Origin of the sequence: Zoogloea sp. (assembly GCF_017302315.1) — a bacterium.
In the GTDB taxonomy this organism is placed as follows: domain Bacteria; phylum Pseudomonadota; class Gammaproteobacteria; order Burkholderiales; family Rhodocyclaceae; genus Zoogloea.
Window position 1 is genome coordinate 1 of record NZ_JAFLDT010000018.1, and the last position, 14931, is coordinate 14931.

At 64.9% G+C, this 14931-nt stretch carries 13 protein-coding genes, 2 tRNA genes and 1 pseudogene; 6 read left to right on the top strand and 10 right to left on the bottom strand.

Features of this window, described 5'->3' with window-relative positions; genetic code table 11:
• From J0L98_RS07920 to J0L98_RS07940, 5 genes and pseudogenes are all read right to left on the bottom strand, one after another.
• Positions 1-346 (bottom strand): annotated as a pseudogene (locus J0L98_RS07920) (hypothetical protein); the annotation flags it as partial.
• 35 nt (positions 347-381) lie between these two features.
• Positions 382-666, bottom strand: coding sequence for a hypothetical protein (locus J0L98_RS07925; protein ID WP_296411114.1), 285 nt, complete (start codon positions 664-666; stop codon positions 382-384).
• A 91-nt stretch (positions 667-757) separates the two neighbouring features.
• The gene (locus J0L98_RS07930) at positions 758-2521 is read right to left on the bottom strand and encodes a GGDEF domain-containing protein (RefSeq protein ID WP_296411116.1); all 1764 of its coding nucleotides are present in this window, start codon (positions 2519-2521) and stop codon (positions 758-760) included.
• A 207-nt stretch (positions 2522-2728) separates the two neighbouring features.
• Positions 2729-3370 carry a response regulator transcription factor gene (locus J0L98_RS07935; protein ID WP_296411118.1) on the bottom strand — a complete coding sequence of 214 codons (642 nt, stop codon included), beginning with the start codon at positions 3368-3370 and terminating at the stop codon, positions 2729-2731.
• Positions 3367-4929, bottom strand: coding sequence for a histidine kinase (locus J0L98_RS07940; protein WP_296411120.1), 1563 nt, complete (start codon positions 4927-4929; stop codon positions 3367-3369). The genes J0L98_RS07935 and J0L98_RS07940 overlap by 4 nt, the downstream gene beginning before the upstream one ends.
• A 144-nt stretch (positions 4930-5073) precedes the next feature.
• On the opposite strand from J0L98_RS07940, the gene J0L98_RS07945 reads away from it, so the two are divergent.
• The 3 genes from J0L98_RS07945 to J0L98_RS07955 all read left to right on the top strand — a co-directional run bounded on the left by J0L98_RS07945 (position 5074) and on the right by J0L98_RS07955 (position 7438).
• A tRNA-Thr gene (locus J0L98_RS07945) sits at positions 5074-5147 on the top strand.
• A 180-nt stretch (positions 5148-5327) separates the two neighbouring features.
• Positions 5328-5404 (top strand) — tRNA-Met (locus J0L98_RS07950).
• Positions 5405-5626: 222 nt separating this feature from the next.
• A complete protein-coding gene (locus J0L98_RS07955; RefSeq protein WP_296411122.1) occupies positions 5627-7438 on the top strand; it encodes an SLC13 family permease in 1812 nt (603 codons plus the stop codon).
• A 10-nt stretch (positions 7439-7448) separates the two neighbouring features.
• On the opposite strand, the gene J0L98_RS07960 is transcribed toward J0L98_RS07955, so the two are convergent.
• The 4 genes from J0L98_RS07960 to J0L98_RS07975 form a co-directional block, all read right to left on the bottom strand.
• Positions 7449-7706 (bottom strand): DUF3820 family protein, encoded by a 258-nt coding sequence (locus J0L98_RS07960; protein WP_296411124.1) that lies wholly within the window; start codon positions 7704-7706, stop codon positions 7449-7451.
• Positions 7703-8731 carry an LLM class flavin-dependent oxidoreductase gene (locus J0L98_RS07965; RefSeq protein ID WP_296411125.1) on the bottom strand — a complete coding sequence of 343 codons (1029 nt, stop codon included), beginning with the start codon at positions 8729-8731 and terminating at the stop codon, positions 7703-7705. Before J0L98_RS07965 ends, J0L98_RS07960 begins: the two co-directional genes overlap by 4 nt.
• A 130-nt stretch (positions 8732-8861) precedes the next feature.
• Positions 8862-9680: an HD domain-containing phosphohydrolase gene (locus J0L98_RS07970; RefSeq protein WP_296411127.1), complete on the bottom strand. Its 819-nt coding sequence runs from the start codon at positions 9678-9680 to the stop codon at positions 8862-8864.
• 135 nt (positions 9681-9815) lie between these two features.
• The gene (locus tag J0L98_RS07975; RefSeq protein WP_296411128.1) at positions 9816-10385 is read right to left on the bottom strand and encodes an antibiotic biosynthesis monooxygenase; all 570 of its coding nucleotides are present in this window, start codon (positions 10383-10385) and stop codon (positions 9816-9818) included.
• Between the two features lie 201 nt (positions 10386-10586).
• On the opposite strand from J0L98_RS07975, the gene J0L98_RS07980 reads away from it, so the two are divergent.
• Genes J0L98_RS07980 through J0L98_RS07990 form a run of 3 tightly spaced genes read left to right on the top strand, consistent with a single transcriptional unit; the run spans position 10587 to position 12523 of the window.
• Positions 10587-11027 carry a YeeE/YedE family protein gene (locus tag J0L98_RS07980; RefSeq protein WP_296411129.1) on the top strand — a complete coding sequence of 147 codons (441 nt, stop codon included), beginning with the start codon at positions 10587-10589 and terminating at the stop codon, positions 11025-11027.
• On the top strand, positions 11024-11440 hold the full coding sequence (locus J0L98_RS07985; protein ID WP_296411130.1) for a DUF6691 family protein: 417 nt from the start codon (positions 11024-11026) through the stop codon (positions 11438-11440). Before J0L98_RS07980 ends, J0L98_RS07985 begins: the two co-directional genes overlap by 4 nt.
• A 54-nt stretch (positions 11441-11494) precedes the next feature.
• Entirely contained in the window at positions 11495-12523 is a 1029-nt protein-coding gene (locus J0L98_RS07990) for a glyceraldehyde 3-phosphate dehydrogenase NAD-binding domain-containing protein (protein ID WP_296411132.1), read from the top strand.
• A 342-nt stretch (positions 12524-12865) separates the two neighbouring features.
• Here the strand turns inward: J0L98_RS07990 and J0L98_RS07995 are convergent, their stop codons facing one another.
• Complete coding sequence (locus J0L98_RS07995; RefSeq protein WP_365954450.1) at positions 12866-14881, bottom strand: NADPH-dependent 2,4-dienoyl-CoA reductase; 2016 nt, start codon at positions 14879-14881, stop codon at positions 12866-12868.
• Positions 14882-14931 lie beyond the last annotated feature (50 nt).

Below are 14931 nucleotides of genomic sequence, written 5' to 3' on the forward strand. Positions count from 1 at the left end.
CATACCACAGGCATTCGCCACTGCCATCCCGCAGATCGGGCAGGTTGAGGGTGAGGTAGGGCAGGCGGCCGACCACGGGTTGGCCCTGCTGGCCGCAGGTTTCCGAGGAGCCATCGCCGTCCAGGTCGGGACAGGGCAGGTAGCCGAAATCGGCCGTCGGATGCTCCTTGTTGCGGTAGGTGGCGGCGAAGCCAAGCAGGGCGTCCCGGGCAGTCTGCAGTGCCCGTTCGGTGCGGAGATCGGCCGCGAGCTGGTGGGCGGCCCGATCTGCGGCGGTATCGAGGCGGGCCAGCAGCCAGCCAAGGCCGCCGAAGCCGAGCAGCAGCACCAGGGCGGGCAGCATCATGCCCCGCTGGGCAGAGCCTGTGGCGCATCCAAGGGTCATCGGGGGGGCGGATCGCCGACCCGCAGGCGGTGCCAGCGCCCGTCACGCGCGGCGACCCGGGCGGTGGCATCGCCCATGCGCACCTGGCCGGGATGGGCTGCGGTGGCCTGGCCATCGAGAAACAGGGTGGGATTGCCGGCACTGCGGGTGATGATGCCGTCGAGCCGCGGCGGCGCGGCGGGTGGTGGGGAGGCCACCAGCTGCTGGTTGGAGCCGACACGCTCGGCAGGGCTGAAAAAGAGCCGGCCGATGGGCTCCGCCGCCAGCGTGATTGCCGGCAAAAAGACGAGGAGTGCGTATGCTGAACGTATCGAGATGAATGTCATTTCGATACGACTTTAGCATAATCCGGCCGTCGCGACCGGTATGCGCTCAGGGGGCGGCGAGCACCCGGTTCTTGCCGGAACGCTTGGCGATGTACATGGCCTTGTCGGCGCGGTCGATGGCGTCTTCGGGCGTTTCGCTGTCGCGGAGTTCGGCCACGCCGGCGCTGAAGGTGATCAGCAGCTTCTGTTCCCGCGCCAGGAAGAAGCGCTTGGTGAGGGCGCGTTGCAGCCTGACCAGGGTGGCAACGGCGCTGTCGAGGCCGGTGTCGGGGAGGAGGATAACGAACTCCTCGCCACCGTAGCGGGCAACGGAATCCTGCGGGCGCACGTTTTCGCGGACCACTTCGACGAGGTGTTGCAGGGCTTCGTCACCGGTCTGGTGACCGTGGTTGTCGTTGATCTGCTTGAAGTTGTCCACGTCGAGCAGGCCCAGGCACAGGCCGGTTCCGCGGCGTCGGGCCAGGGCCGTCTCACGGGCCAGGGCTTCGTCAAGACCCTTGCGGTTGAGCACACCGGTGAGGGGATCATGGCGGATCATCTCGCTGGTCTGTTCGAGTTCGACCTGCAAACGGCTGATCTCGTGGTTGGCGTCGTGAACGCGGGCCTGCAGTTCCTGGATCTGCTCGCGGGAGCGGCGGGTGGATTCCTGGACCGTGCGCGTCTCGCGCATCACTTCCGCAATGACGTCGGTGAGTTCGGTGATGTCCGCAGCGCCGACGATGCGCTCGGCGCACTTCTCGATCTTGTCGTGATAGTCACCGGTCGATTCGGAGAAATCCCCCAGACGGTCCACGAAGCGGGCGAGCATTTCCTTGAGCCGTGCCTGAGCTTCACCAAGCTCGGTCTTGATGGCGCCCTGGCGGGTGATGACGTCGCGCAGACGGCTTTCCAGTTCCCCGAGGATACGCACGTCGAGTGGCTGGTCGAACATCTCTCCCATCAGGGTGATCTGGCCGTGCAACCAGCGGTCGTCGATGACGAGTTCGCTGATGTTCTCAAGGATCAGGTGGAGTACGCGCTCCAGTGCTTCACGCAGGGCTAGCTGGTCCTCCGCCGCCCAGTCCAGACCGGCACGCAGGCGATCCAGGCGCTCGCGCACGGCGGCGGGTTCGGGGTTAGCACGGAGGATATTGGCGAGGGCGTCCGCTTCGCACGCAAGCTCGGGGGCTGTTGCACGTAACTGGCCTGCCAGGCTGGCCAGCAATGTAGCAAGCATCTCGGCCAGGGCTCCGTTCGATTCCGGCGCGCATGCAGACTGGGGGATGGCGACGGCAACGCTCGGGGCGTCGGTGTTGTCCGCAGGGAGGAGGGGCGCGCTGCCGGGCAGCTCCTCGTCCCCATTTCGGGACCATGCTCGGAGCAGGCCTTGAAGACGTTCGTGGAGTTTGTCAGGGTTGCCACCGGATGCGGAGAGGACGCGGTCCAGCATGTCCCGTTTGCGGGCCTGGGTGAGTCCGGACTGGCGTCGGTCCCATTCGGTGATGAGGTCCCGCAGCAGGGGGCTCCAGTTGAAGCTGAGTTGTTCGGTGCGGGCGAAGCCTTCGGTAAGCACGCCACGCAGGGCATTCCAGTCGGATGCGGCAATCGCCGTTTCGAAGTCGCGGGCAAGACGCAGGGATTCGTGGTTGTGCCGCGGCAGGGCTGCCGCGATCTGCTTGAGCGCACGTTCCGGAAAGATGTCTTCGGCCGCCGATCCGGCGATCTCATGGTAGAGGGCACGGTAGTTGTCCGGCGTCGGTGCGATGCGCCTCAGGGCGAGCTGGCGCAGGGTTTCACGTGCGACGTCAGAGGGTTGGCTGGTGTCGGTCATTTTGGGTCGGCGCGGGGCTGGGGGGCGTTGAATCATCCGGCGTCCTGCTGTGATGCAATGCCGCTTGGGCTCATGTTCGGATCGAAGGAAAATCCTTTTGAATATCGGCGGTTCGATCGCCGTCTTGAGCCCCGAAGCCCTTCTTACCCTGATTAATTCTGTCTTGCCGCGTTGGCGACGGTTCGAGTGGCGCGGGCCGCGCGAGCCCTACTCGGCCAGACCGTGCTTGAGGCCGTAGTGGGTGAGTTCGGCGTTGTTGCGCAGATGCATCTTCTCGAGCAGGCGGGCGCGATAGACGCTGACGGTCTTGACGCTCAGATTGAGCGCTTCGGCAATTTCGGTGGGGGTCTTGCCCGAGGCGATCATGCACAGGGTCTGGTATTCCCGATCAGACAGTTTCTCGTGGGCGGGGCGCTCGGTGTCTTCACCGATGGCATTGGCCAGCTCTTCGGCGAGGGAGGGGCTGACATACTTCTTGCCGCTCGCCACCTGTCGGATGGCGGTGACGAGGAGGTCGGGCGCGCTCTGTTTGGTAAGGTAGCCGGAGGCGCCGGCCTTGAGGGCGCGGATGGCGTATTGCTCTTCCGGGTACATGCTGAGAATGAGTACGGGAAGGCGTGGGAATTCCTTCTTGATCAGTTTGAGGGCGTCAATGCCGTTTCGGTCCGGCATGGAGACATCCATCAGGACCACGTCCCATTCACCCGAGCGCACCATCTGCACCGCCTGGACGCCGTTCTCGGCTTCGCCCGCCACGGTGAGGTCGGGCGTGTCGGAGAGAATCTGGCGCAGTCCCTGTCGAACGATGGCGTGGTCATCGGCAATCAGGACTCGGATGGGCTTGCTCATCTTGGGTCACTCCGGTTGTTGTTCTGTGCCTCGTCGCTCTGGTACGGCAATAGTGGAGCCCGCAGTACGAGGCAAGTGCCATGGGGAGCGACCGGGTTGAGCTCGAGGCGCCCGCCAAGGCTGCTCATGCGCTCCCGGATGCCCCGCAGCCCGAAGGAGCGGGGCTTCTGGAGGTCGGTGGCAGCCAGTCCGCAACCGTCGTCGGCAATCTCGAGTACGACCTCATCGCCCTCCTGCATCAACCGTACGCGAACTTCCGTGCCGCCCGCGTGCTTGCTGACGTTGGTCAGCGCTTCCTGGAAGATGCGGAACAGGGCCAAGGCCGTATCGTAGTCCGGGTCGAGGTCGTGATCGGTGCAAAGAATGTTACAAGTGATGCCGGTGCGCTGGGCGAAGTCTTCTCCCTGGGATTCGATGGCGGCAGCGAGGCCAAAGTCCTTGAGGATTCCGGGGCGCAGCTCGCGGGTGACGCGGCCGACCGTGGCAATGGCGTCGTCCACCATGCGGCCCACGTTGCGGGCCCGTTCCCGGGCCTGGGCGAGCTGGCTGTCGAGCTTGGATTCAAGCAGGGACATCTCGAACTTCATGGCCACCAGGGTGCCGCCGAGCACGTCATGTACGTCGCGGGCGATGCGTTCCCGCTCTTCTTCCTTGATGCGCTGCAGGTGGTTGGAGAGGGCGGCGAGCTGGCTGCGGGACTCGCGCAGGTCGGCCTCCACATGCTTGCTGTGGGTGATGTTCCACATGACGCCTTCCCATACCACCTTGCCGCATTCGGACAGGCGTGGTGAGCTGCGCAGGTTGATCCATTTCTGTTCGCCGGTGGGAAGCTGGATGCGGCCCTCCCAGTTGAGGGTCGACAGGCTTTCTGCAGAGCTCTCGGCGGCGTCGATGAAGCCGGGCAGGTCTTCATCCAGCAGCCAGCTCATCCAGCCGGAGGAACCACCGATGAGTTCTTCTGCCGGGGCGCCGAAGAGCATTGCAGCGGCTTCGCTGAGGTACTGGAAGCCCAGTGTGCGATCCGGCGTGTAGCCCATCTGGAAGACCACGCCGGGGATGTTGTCGGTCAGGGCACGCAGGCGCGCTTCGCTCTGGCGCAGGGTGTGTTCGGCCTGACGCTTCTCGCGACGATTGGCCACCTCGCGCAGCTCGCGTTCGACAGCGGGGATCAGGCGGTCGAGTTTGTTCTTGCTCAGGTAGTCGTGGGCACCTGCCCGCATTGCCGCGATGGCTTCGTCTTCCTGCATCACGCCCGAGACGATGATGAAGGGAAGGTCGAGGGCCAGCTCGCGGCTCAGGCGCAAGGCCCCCTGGGCGCTGAAGCCGGGCAGGTTGTGGTCGCACAGGATGAGATCCCAGGGTTCCCGTTCCAGGGCAGCGCGCATCTCGGCGGGCGAGGCCACGCGCAGATGGGTAGGGGCATAGCCCGCATTCCGGAATTGATGCAGGATGAGCAGGACGTCGTTCTCCGAGTCCTCGATGAACAGCAGACGGATGGGGGGCTTGGCGGTGCTGTCTGGCTCCCCGCGGGGGGCGTCCGGCTTGATGGCAGGTGGCATGCGTGTTCGGAGGGCTGCGTGAATGGGTCGGTTCTGTTTATAATCCGGCCCTCGCTCGGGCCTGCGCCTTCTGAAAGGATAGTGCAGTGCAGCCTTCTCCGTCCATGCCATGCATTGCCGGAGACGACTCGTTTGCCTCCACGAGCCCCCTTAGTTAAGTGGTATAACAGTTGACTTGTAATCATCAGTTGGCGGTTCGATTCCGTCAGGGGGCACCAGATCGGGTTTGCGCGCGGGTTAGTTCCCAGGGCTGGCACTTCTCGCTGTTGGTTCGGGCCGGGTTCTGTGCTTTTCGGGGGGAAGGCCGGTGTCGTCCCTTTCAAATCGTCGAGCGACCATGGCCGAGAGAAATCGCTTGGCGTTTCATTGATTAGCGCTTAGTATTCGCCCCCTCCAGACGCGGGGTGGAGCAGTCTGGCAGCTCGTCGGGCTCATAACCCGAAGGTCGCAGGTTCAAATCCTGCCCCCGCAACCAAACACAAGCAAAAAGGCTCAAGCATTTAGGTGCTTGGGCCTTTTTGCTTGTGCGCGCTGCTTGTACGTCCTTCCGAGGGGGCGGGACACCGCTTCGTCACCGCGACCTCCGGGCGCGTGTCGTTCGCTGGGGCGATCCTGGATCTGGAGAATAAGCATTCCAGGATTTGATATTTAGGGCTCTTCTGCCGTGACGCTAAGATCCGGCCTTTCCATGCCTTGAATGCACAGAATGCTGTTTCCCGAGACTTATGCAGCGTCCTTTGTCGGTCTTGTTCTGATCGGTCTGTTTGTCACTTTCCTGCGGGAGTGGGTCAAGCCCGATGTGGCGGTGATGGGGGCGGTGGCGATCCTGTTGGTCGCGGGCGTATTGAAGTCCAAGGAGGTGCTGGGGGTGTTCGGCAATAGTGCGCCGATCACCATCGCCTGCCTTTTCATCATCAGCGGCGCCTTGGCGCGCACCGGCTGCGTGGACGCCCTGGGCGGGTGGCTGTCTGCGGTTGCGGGGGGCAGCGAGCGGCGCTTGTTGGCGGCGTTGATGCTCACCAGTCTGTTGGTGTCGCCTTTCATCAACAACACGCCGGTGGTGATGGTCATGATCCCCGCGGTCATCGCAGTGGCCAGCCGCAGTGGCCTGGCCCCCTCACGGCTGCTGATTCCCCTTTCCTACGCCACCATTCTCGGTGGGCTGGTCACCATGGTGGGAACATCCACCAACATCCTTGTGGACGGCGTGGCCCGGGCGCAGGGCCTGGAGCCCTTCTCCATGTTCGAGATCAGTCTGCCGGCCCTGGTGATGGCGGCTGTGGGTTTCGCGTTCATGCTGGTATTCGCACCGCGTCTCTTGCCTACGCGGGAGACCTTGACCCAGCAGTTCACAGGGAGCGGCGAACGCTGGTTCATGACCGAGCTGTTCGTGCCCGAACACTCGCGCCTGCGGGGTAAAACCCTGAAGGAGGCCTCCCTCAGCAACGGCACGATTCAGGTGCTCAATCTGGTGAGAGGGGAAGCCGAGCTTGCCAATCCGGATCCGGATACCCGCCTGGAGGCAGGAGACCGGGTGGTGGTGCATAGCTGCAGCAGTGCGGTCATGGTCCTGCACAGTACGGATCTGGTGGGGCTGCAGGCGCAGCCTCAGGTCAGCGATCAGGATCTGGAAACCCTGCGGCGTCGTGATGTGGTGACGGTGGAGGCGATCGTCGGCCAGACGTCGCGCTATGTGCTGCGCCCGGTCCGCGATCTCGATCTGCTGGCCCGTTACGGTATCCACCTCGTCGCCGTCCATCGGCGCGACGCGTCGATCTCGCAGGTTGGTGGCGACTTTCAGTTGCAGGTGGGGGATGTGTTGCTCGTCGAAGGCACGCCAGAGCAGATCAAGCGCTTCTGCGACAACGGCGACCTTATTCCCCTCACCGAGGGTCGGCAACTGGCTAGTCGCCGTCACAAGGCGCCGATCGCCCTGGGGACCATTGTCGGGGTGATGCTGCTGGCGGCCCTGGATGTGATGCCAATCGAGGGCTTGGCCCTGATTGGTGCGGTGCTGGTGGTGCTTACCGGCTGCATCACCAGTGAGGAAGCCTACAAGTCCATCGAATGGCCTATTCTGATACTGATCTTCGGCATGCTTGCCATCAGCATCGCCATGCGTAGCTCCGGGCTCGACCGCATGCTGGCCGTGGAGCTCGCGGAACTGGGGCGGGGGCAGTCGCCGTGGTTGATGCTGTCACTGGTTATCCTGATCACCTCCATCGCCACCGAAGTGCTCAGCAACAATGCCATTGCTGTGCTCTTCACCCCGGTCGTGATCGGTCTGGCCCAGCAGATGGGTGTTGACCCTCGCCCCTTTGTGGCGGGTGTCATGTTTGCGGCAAGTTGTAGTTTTGCCACCCCCATCGGCTACCAGACCAACACCCTTGTGTATGGTGCGGGGAACTACCGCTTCGGCGACTTTGCCCGTCTGGGCATTCCTATGAACATCATTAGCTGGCTACTGTTCAGTGCCCTGATCCCCCTGTTCTGGCCCTTCCAGCCATGATCGGGGGGCATCAGGGTTCGCCTTGGGGGTGGGCTTGCGATGTCTTGAGACCTGGGCCGGAGGTGCGAAGCGGCTGAAGCAGGGCGCGCAGGTCATTGTGGTCGAGCTCGTGCATCAGCGCTAGGAGGTGGCCCAGCCGGCCTGGGGGAAATCCGTGGCGGGAGAACCAGGCCAGGTAATGGCCCGGCAGATCGGCAATGGCACGCCCCTTGTACTTGCCAAAAGGCATGGGCAGATCGACCAGGGCTTGGAGATCGTCCGGGGTCATGCGCTCGTGCCACGGCCCAGGGCGTCGCGGGCGGAGACGGCGAGGTCAAGGGAGCGCAGGCGCAGAGCCGGGTCGAAGATGTCGCAGACCAGCATCAATTCGTCCGCGCCTGTGGCCGAGATGAGGCGGGCAAGTCCGTCGCGCACGGTGTCGGGGCCACCAATGACGGCGGCGCCGAGAAAGTCGGCGATGGCGGCCCGTTCGTCGGCGGATAGCCGGGCCATGAAATCAGGCTGGGGCGCTTGCAGGCGACGCCGATCACCCCGCAGGATCCCTAGAACGCGCTGGAAGGTGCTGCTCGCCAGGAAGTCTGCCTCGGCGTCGGTGGGGGCCGCGATGAGTGGCACACCGATGATCACGTAGGGCTTGGTGAGCGTGTCGGAGGCTTGAAACTCCCTGCGATAGAGGTCGATCGCCTGCAGCAGGAGACGTGGCGCGAAATGTGACGCAAAGGCATAGGGCAGCCCCCGGGCGGCGGCCAGTCGTGCCGAGAACAGGCTCGAGCCAAGCAGCCAGATCGGAACCCGGGTGCCGGCACCGGGCATGGCGATGAGTTGCTGGCCGGGCTTGGCCGGGGCCAGTAGGTTTTGCAGCTCGGCCACGTCCCGCGGGAAGTCTTCTTCCCGTTCGATGCGATCCCGGCGCAGGGCACGCAGGGTCATGCCGTCGGTGCCGGGGGCACGCCCCAGGCCCAGGTCGATCCGACCCGGGTAGAGCTCGGCCAGGGTGCCGAAAGCTTCGGCCACTACCAGCGGCGCATGGTTGGGCAGCATGATGCCACCGGAGCCGACCCGGATTGTTCGGGTGCCGCCGGCGATGTGGCCGACCAGCACTGCGGTGGCGGAGCTGGCGATGCCTGCCATGTTGTGGTGCTCGGCGAGCCAGTAGCGGGTGAAGCCAAGGGCTTCGGCATGCCGGGCAGTCTGGAGCGCAATGGCGAGCGCCTCGGCCACGGTACCGCCCTCGCGGACGGCCACAAGATCGAGAAAGGAGAGGGGGACGGGGGAAACGGGGGGCGTTGTCATGTCCGCCAGTTTCCACCAGAAGCGGGTGAGAGGGAAGCCGCCCGGCGGCTTGCGGATGCTGGCAGTACCCCTTGTACGGGTGTGTTTCTCGGCGAGCGCTCGAACCGCTCGCTACGCTTTCTCCACAAGCTCAGGCGAGCATCCACCAGTCACCGTCCCAGCCGGCCGTGGCCTGGCTGAAGCGCTCCTGCTCGACGATGCGCTGGCGAGCGGCCTTGATCTGGCCGCTGATACGCAGGAAGGCGTCGACGACCTGGGGGTCGAACTGTTCACCGCGGCGCTCGCGGATCATCGACAGCACGGTATCCACGGGCAGTGCCTTGCGGTAGCTGCGGTCATGGGTGAGGGCGTCAAAGAAGTCGGCCACGCCGACGATTCGCCCGGCAAGGGGGATGTCATTGCCACACAGGCCCCGGGGGTAGCCAGCTCCGTTGTAGTGCTCGTGGTGGGTCAGGGCGATCTCGCCGGCCAGCTGGAGCAGCGGTTCCTCGGACTGTCCGATGATGGCGGCGCCAATGCGGGGGTGCTCGCGCATGATTCGCCATTCCTCGGTGGTGAGCGGGCCGGTCTTGCTGAGGATGCTGTCGTGGATGCCGATCTTCCCGATGTCGTGCATCTGCGCTGCGGTCTCGAGCATCTCGCTCCAGGCCGGCGTGCAGCCCAGACTGGTGGCGATCAGGCTTGCGTAGGCACCTATCCGGACCGTGTGCATGGGGGACTCACCATCCCGCCTTTCGGCGTCGCGGGCCAGATTGAAGAAGGTTTCCTTGCGTAGCCCGATGAGGGCGCTTACGGCGCGATCCCGTTCACTCTGGGTACGGGCCAGTTCGGCTCTCGCCCTTTCAAGCAGGCTGAGGGCGTTTGCACGTTCCTGCTCTGCTGCTTCGAGTTGACGGGCCAGGCACTCAAGCCGGCGGGACTGGGAGGTGTTGGAGTTGGGGTCGGTCATCGTGTCGGGTTGGATCGGGCCTTTGTCCAAGGCTATCCAGGGCTGTCTTTGGTCTCATCTGCACTGTAGTTCATGTTTAAATGTTAAATACGTTAAATTCGCCACAAGTGACTGTGTTGTTTGCGGACCTGCGAACTAGTTCATGTTGGTGCGGGTGAGCCAGGGTTTGAAGAGCCTCACCAGGTGGGGCATGACCAGCCAGGTCATCATGAGGACGGCCAGCGCCGTGATCACCGCCGTGCGCACCAGGAAAGGCAAGGCTGAGAGCAATGGCGCCACGACATGGAGCAACAGGGATACGGTCGGGAAAATCCCCAGCCAGGTAAGTGCCGCCATTTTCCAGCGTACCGGTGGATGATTCACCGCTGTGGCCGGTAAGGAAAACCAGGTTTCCAGACCCGTCAGCAGACGGTAATCCGGATCGCCGTCCGCCACAGTCTGGAGGCGTGCATGCCATGCCTGCCGCGCTTCCGAGGCATCCCAGCGGTCGAGGTCTGCCTGGGAGGCAAAGCGCATGACCACCTGATGGAGCTCGCCGGGGGCCGAGGGGGGAATGAGGTCGGCGCCCAGGAAGCCCGGAAAACGGGCTGTTTCCGCAAACATGCCACGCACGATGGCCTCGTAACAGCCATCACAGCCTGTTTTCGCCTTGCGCCGGGCGATTCGGCTGACGGGGCCGTCGGCCGGTGTTGACGGGGTGTTCATGGGCATGGGCTCCGGATGTGGAGAAGTGACGCTGATTGTGGCCGGGATCTTCGGTCGCTTCAATCGACGCACCCATGCCCTCTTCCGGACACCGCGTCGCCGTGGTGGGTGTCACGGCGAGTCCGGGGTACACTCGCGCCCTCTCGGGTGCCGGCGCTAGCGAGACAGGCTGCCGGGCGGATGTATGACGGAGGTTCTCGAATGATCATCGACTGGGCTCAATTTACGCCCGGGACGTCTCTTGGCGGTGGTGCCCTGATCGGGCTTGCCGCGGCCTTGCTGTTTGCAGTGACCGGCCGGACTGCCGGCGTCAGCGGGATCTTCGGCGAGGCGCTGCGGGGCGCCCGTGACGGGGGCGGGTGGCGATGGGCTTTCCTGATGGGGCTGGTGGCGGCGTCCTGGGTGCTTGGAGGGCAGCCTTCCGGGGGCGAGGGCCGGTTCGATGTGCCCCTGCCCGTGCTCTTCGTGGCCGGATTGCTGACCGGCTATGGAACGCGCATCGCCCGCGGTTGTACCAGCGGCCACGGGGTGTGCGGGCTGTCTCGCCTCTCGCCGCGCTCGCTCGTGGCCGTGTTGTGTTTCATGGGGGCGGGCATGGCGACGGTGGCCGTGTTGCGATGGCTCTCGATGGCGCAGGCATGAGGCATCTCGTGGAAGGGGGCGTTGCCGGCGTGGCGGGGCTGCTGTTCGGTATCGGCCTGATGGTGTCGGGCATGGTGGAGCCGGCTAAGGTGCAGGCTTTTCTCGATGTCGGCGGGCGCTGGGATCCGTCCCTCGCTCTGGTGATGGGGGGAGCGATAGCGGTTGCGCTGCCGGTGTTCCAATGGGGGCGGCGGAGCCGTTTCCCTGCGCCACCCCACGGGCCGGTCGAGGGGCGTCTGGTCCTTGGCAGTCTCCTATTTGGCGTGGGTTGGGGGCTGTCCGGGTACTGCCCCGGCCCGGCTCTGCTGGTCGCTGCAGGGGGGAACGGCGAGGCCATGGGCTACGTGGTCGCCATGGGGCTCGGGATGATGTTGGGTACGCGTTTCGGTGCGCGGGATCTCGAACGCGGCTGAGGCCTTATGCGGTGCCGCCCGGGGGCGGTTGCCGGACAGGACAGGATGAAGGGTATGGCGCTACGGATTGCAATCAATGGCTATGGGCGGATCGGGCGGTGTTTCCTGAGGGCCTTGCTGGCCTCGCCGGCACGCGGGCACTTCGAGGTGGTGGCCATCAATGAGCCGTCCAACCTGGAGAGCATGGCCTATCTGACACGCTTTGACTCGACCCATGGCTGCTTTCCGGGCACCGTAGAGGTGGGGCCGGGCAGCCTGTGCATCGACGGGCGGACGATTCGGGTCTTTCACGCGGATACGCCGGAGGGCGTGGCTTGGGGCGAACTGGGGGTGGATGTGCTGGTCGAGGCTTCCGGCCGCTACAGCCATCGCCCGGATCTGGAGCGCTTTCTCGCTGCCGGTTGCCGGCGTGTGCTGCTATCCCACCCCGGCCAGACGGCCGAAGACGTGGATCAGACCATCGTGTTCGGCATGAACCACGAACTCCTCACGGGTATGGAGCGCATCGTTTCGGCCGCGTCCTGCACCACCAATGCCATCGTGCCGGTGCTGTCCATCCTCGATGAGGCCTTCGGGTTGGAGCACGCCATGCTCACAACGCTGCATTCGGTGATGAACGACCAGCCCTTGATCGACGGCTACCATCATAGCGACCTGCATCGGACCCGTTCGGCCATGCAGTCGATGATCCCGGTGTCCACGGGCTTGGCCAGGGGCGTGCAGCGTTTGTTGCCCGAGCTGGCCGGGCGTATCGAATCCAAGGCAATCCGGGTGCCCGTGGTGAATGTGTCCGCCATCGATCTGGTGGCCACCCTGGGCCAGGGTACCACAGCGGCGGAGGTCAAGGCCTTGCTGCGCAAGGCGACGGAGGGCGGGGGCGCGGGGCGCATGATGTACACCGATCACCCCCATGCCTCCATCGATTTCAATCACAGTCCGCACTCCGCCATCGTGGATGGAGGCCAGACGCGCCTGAGCGGTGATCGCCTTCTCAACCTCTTGGTGTGGTTCGACAACGAGTGGGGTTTTGCCAACCGGATGATCGATGTGGTGGACTTCTGGGGCCGGCGCATGTCCCCTTAGCACGGTCTGCCGGACGCACCGAGCCCTTGCCGCTGCGGTATGGCGTTTGCCGGAGGGACTGTGAGGGCGACTTCAGTCTCCCGTGGGTCAATCGACGGCCTGCCTTTGCTCAGCGCGCGATGGGCGACTTCAGAGGGTGTTGTAAAACCATTTTGCACAGCCGAGACACCTGCGTTATGAGATCAAAAACGGCATTTAGCTTGCAAAAACGTGGCATTTTCGGGTGACTGAACCGCGTTTGGTGCCGAGTCCATCGTGAATGCCTAGTTGGCGACGAGTTTTGCGACACCCTCTGAAGTCGCCCCTACGGGAGACGCGTGCAGACGCCTGTCAGGCGATCGCTCAGAACTGCCGGGCGAACTCCGTGGCCTGCCAGATGGCCCGTTTGGCATCCAGTTCGGCGGCTACATCGGCGCCGCCCACCAGGGTGAAGGGCGTCCCGGCAGCAGTCAGGCCTTCTGCCAACTCCCGCCGGGGCTCCTGCCCTGCGCACAGTACGACGGTATCCACCTCCAGCAGGCGGTCCTGTCCGTCCACCCGGATGTGCAGGCCAGCGTCGTCGATGCCCACATACTCCACGCCGCCGAGCATGTGTACGCCGCGCTTCTTCAACAACAGGCTGCGCGCCCAGCCCGTGGTCTTGGCCAGCCCCGCGCCCAGCTTTCCGGTCTTGCGCTGGAGGAGCCACAGTTCGCGTACCGGCGTCGGCACGTGCGCCGGGGTGAGGCCGCCCCGGTTGTCGGTGTAGGCGGCGTCGATGCCCCATTCCGCCCGGTAGGCAGCAATGGGGTCGGGGTTGTCGCCCGGGTGGGTGAGCAGCTCGGCCACGTCGAAGCCAATGCCGCCGGCGCCGATGAGTGCCACCTTGCGACCCACCGGGTGGCGCCCCTCAATGACGTCGATGTAGCTGGCCACCTTGGGGTGATCCAGGCCGGGGATGGGCGGACGGCGCGGGATGATGCCTGTGGCTACGACCACATGGTCGAAGCCGGCAAGGTCGGCGGCCTGCACCGTGCGGCCGAGCTGTTGCCTCACTTCCAGCTCGCGCAGGCGGGTGCGGAAGTAGCGCAAGGTTTCGGCGAAGTCTTCCTTGCCCGGGATCTTGCGGGCGTAGTTGAACTGGCCGCCGATGTGCTCGGTAGCGTCGAACAGGCTGACCCGATGTCCGCGCTCGGCCAATGTGGTGGCCGCGGCCAGCCCTGCCGGGCCGGCGCCCACCACGGCCACGTTTCTTGCCGCGGCAATGGCCGGAGGGGCGGGCTCGTATTCCCGGCAGGCATCCGGATTGACCAGGCAGGAGGCCGCCTTGCCGGCAAAGATATGATCCAGGCAGGCCTGGTTGCAGGCGATGCAGGTGTTGATGGCGTCGGCACGGCCGGCGGCGGCCTTGGCCACGAACGCAGCATCGGCCAGGAAGGGGCGGGCCATGGACACCAGGTCGGCGTCGCCGCGGGCCAGGATGTCTTCCGCCACCTGGGGGTCGTTGATGCGGTTGCTGGTGATCACGGGCAGCTTCACCACCTTCTTCAGGCGGGCGCTGAAGGCGCTGAAGGCGGCCCGCGGTACGCTGCTCATGATGGTGGGGATGCGTGCCTCATGCCAGCCGATGCCGGTGTTCAGCAGGTTGATGCCCGTGCCTTCTGCCGCTTTGGCAAAGGCTTCGACCTCATCCCAGGTGCTGCCGCCCTCGACGAGGTCGAGCAGGGACAGGCGGAAGATGAGGATGAAGTCCGGGCCGGCGGCGGCCCGCACGGCACGCAGCACTTCCAGCCCGAAGCGGCAGCGGTTCTCGAAGCTGCCGCCCCAGCGGTCATCCCTGAAATTGGTGCCGGGGGCCAGGAACTGGTTGATCAGATAGCCCTCCGAGCCCATCACCTCGACACCGTCGTAACCGGCCTGGCGGGCCAGGGCGGTGCTGCGGGCGTAGTCGGCGATGGTCTGGAGGATCTCGTCCTCGCTCAGGGCCCGGGGGGGGACCGGATTGATGGGGGCCTTGATGGCGGAGGGGGCCACTGGCTGGCGGCCATAGGAATAGCGCCCGGTATGCAGGAGTTGCAGGCAGATGCGTCCGCCTTCGGCGTGCACGGCGTCGGTGATGGTCCGGTGCCTGGCGGCCTCGGCTTCGTTGTCCAGCACCGAGCTCCCCTGGTGGATGCCGCCGTCACGGTTTGGTGAAAAGCCACCGGTGACGATCAACGCGACGCCGCTACGGGCCCGAGCGGCATAAAAGGCCGCCATGCGCTCGAAGGGGTGGTCCATCTCCTCCAGGCCGGTGTGCATGGAGCCCATCAGCACCCGGTTGGGAAGCGAGAGAAAACCCAGGTCGAGGGGCGCGAGCAGGTGGGGGTAGGGCGGCAAGGGGTGTTTCATGGGCGGCTGCCTCCAATTATGTTTGTGCCGCCAATTTC

Excerpts from the sequence above, each read along its gene's own strand:
- J0L98_RS07930 (WP_296411116.1), bottom strand. The coding sequence starts at position 2,521 with ATGACCGACACCAGCCAACCCTCTGACGTCGCACGTGAAACCCTGCGC.
- J0L98_RS07965 (WP_296411125.1), bottom strand. The coding sequence starts at position 8,731 with ATGACAACGCCCCCCGTTTCCCCCGTCCCCCTCTCCTTTCTCGATCTT.
- J0L98_RS07935 (WP_296411118.1), bottom strand. The coding sequence starts at position 3,370 with ATGAGCAAGCCCATCCGAGTCCTGATTGCCGATGACCACGCCATCGTT.
- J0L98_RS07990 (WP_296411132.1), top strand. The coding sequence starts at position 11,495 with ATGGCGCTACGGATTGCAATCAATGGCTATGGGCGGATCGGGCGGTGT.
- J0L98_RS07955 (WP_296411122.1), top strand. The coding sequence starts at position 5,627 with ATGCACAGAATGCTGTTTCCCGAGACTTATGCAGCGTCCTTTGTCGGT.
- J0L98_RS07975 (WP_296411128.1), bottom strand. The coding sequence starts at position 10,385 with ATGAACACCCCGTCAACACCGGCCGACGGCCCCGTCAGCCGAATCGCC.
- J0L98_RS07980 (WP_296411129.1), top strand. The coding sequence starts at position 10,587 with ATGATCATCGACTGGGCTCAATTTACGCCCGGGACGTCTCTTGGCGGT.
- J0L98_RS07970 (WP_296411127.1), bottom strand. The coding sequence starts at position 9,680 with ATGACCGACCCCAACTCCAACACCTCCCAGTCCCGCCGGCTTGAGTGC.
- J0L98_RS07940 (WP_296411120.1), bottom strand. The coding sequence starts at position 4,929 with ATGCCACCTGCCATCAAGCCGGACGCCCCCCGCGGGGAGCCAGACAGC.
- J0L98_RS07985 (WP_296411130.1), top strand. The coding sequence starts at position 11,024 with ATGAGGCATCTCGTGGAAGGGGGCGTTGCCGGCGTGGCGGGGCTGCTG.
- J0L98_RS07960 (WP_296411124.1), bottom strand. The coding sequence starts at position 7,706 with ATGACCCCGGACGATCTCCAAGCCCTGGTCGATCTGCCCATGCCTTTT.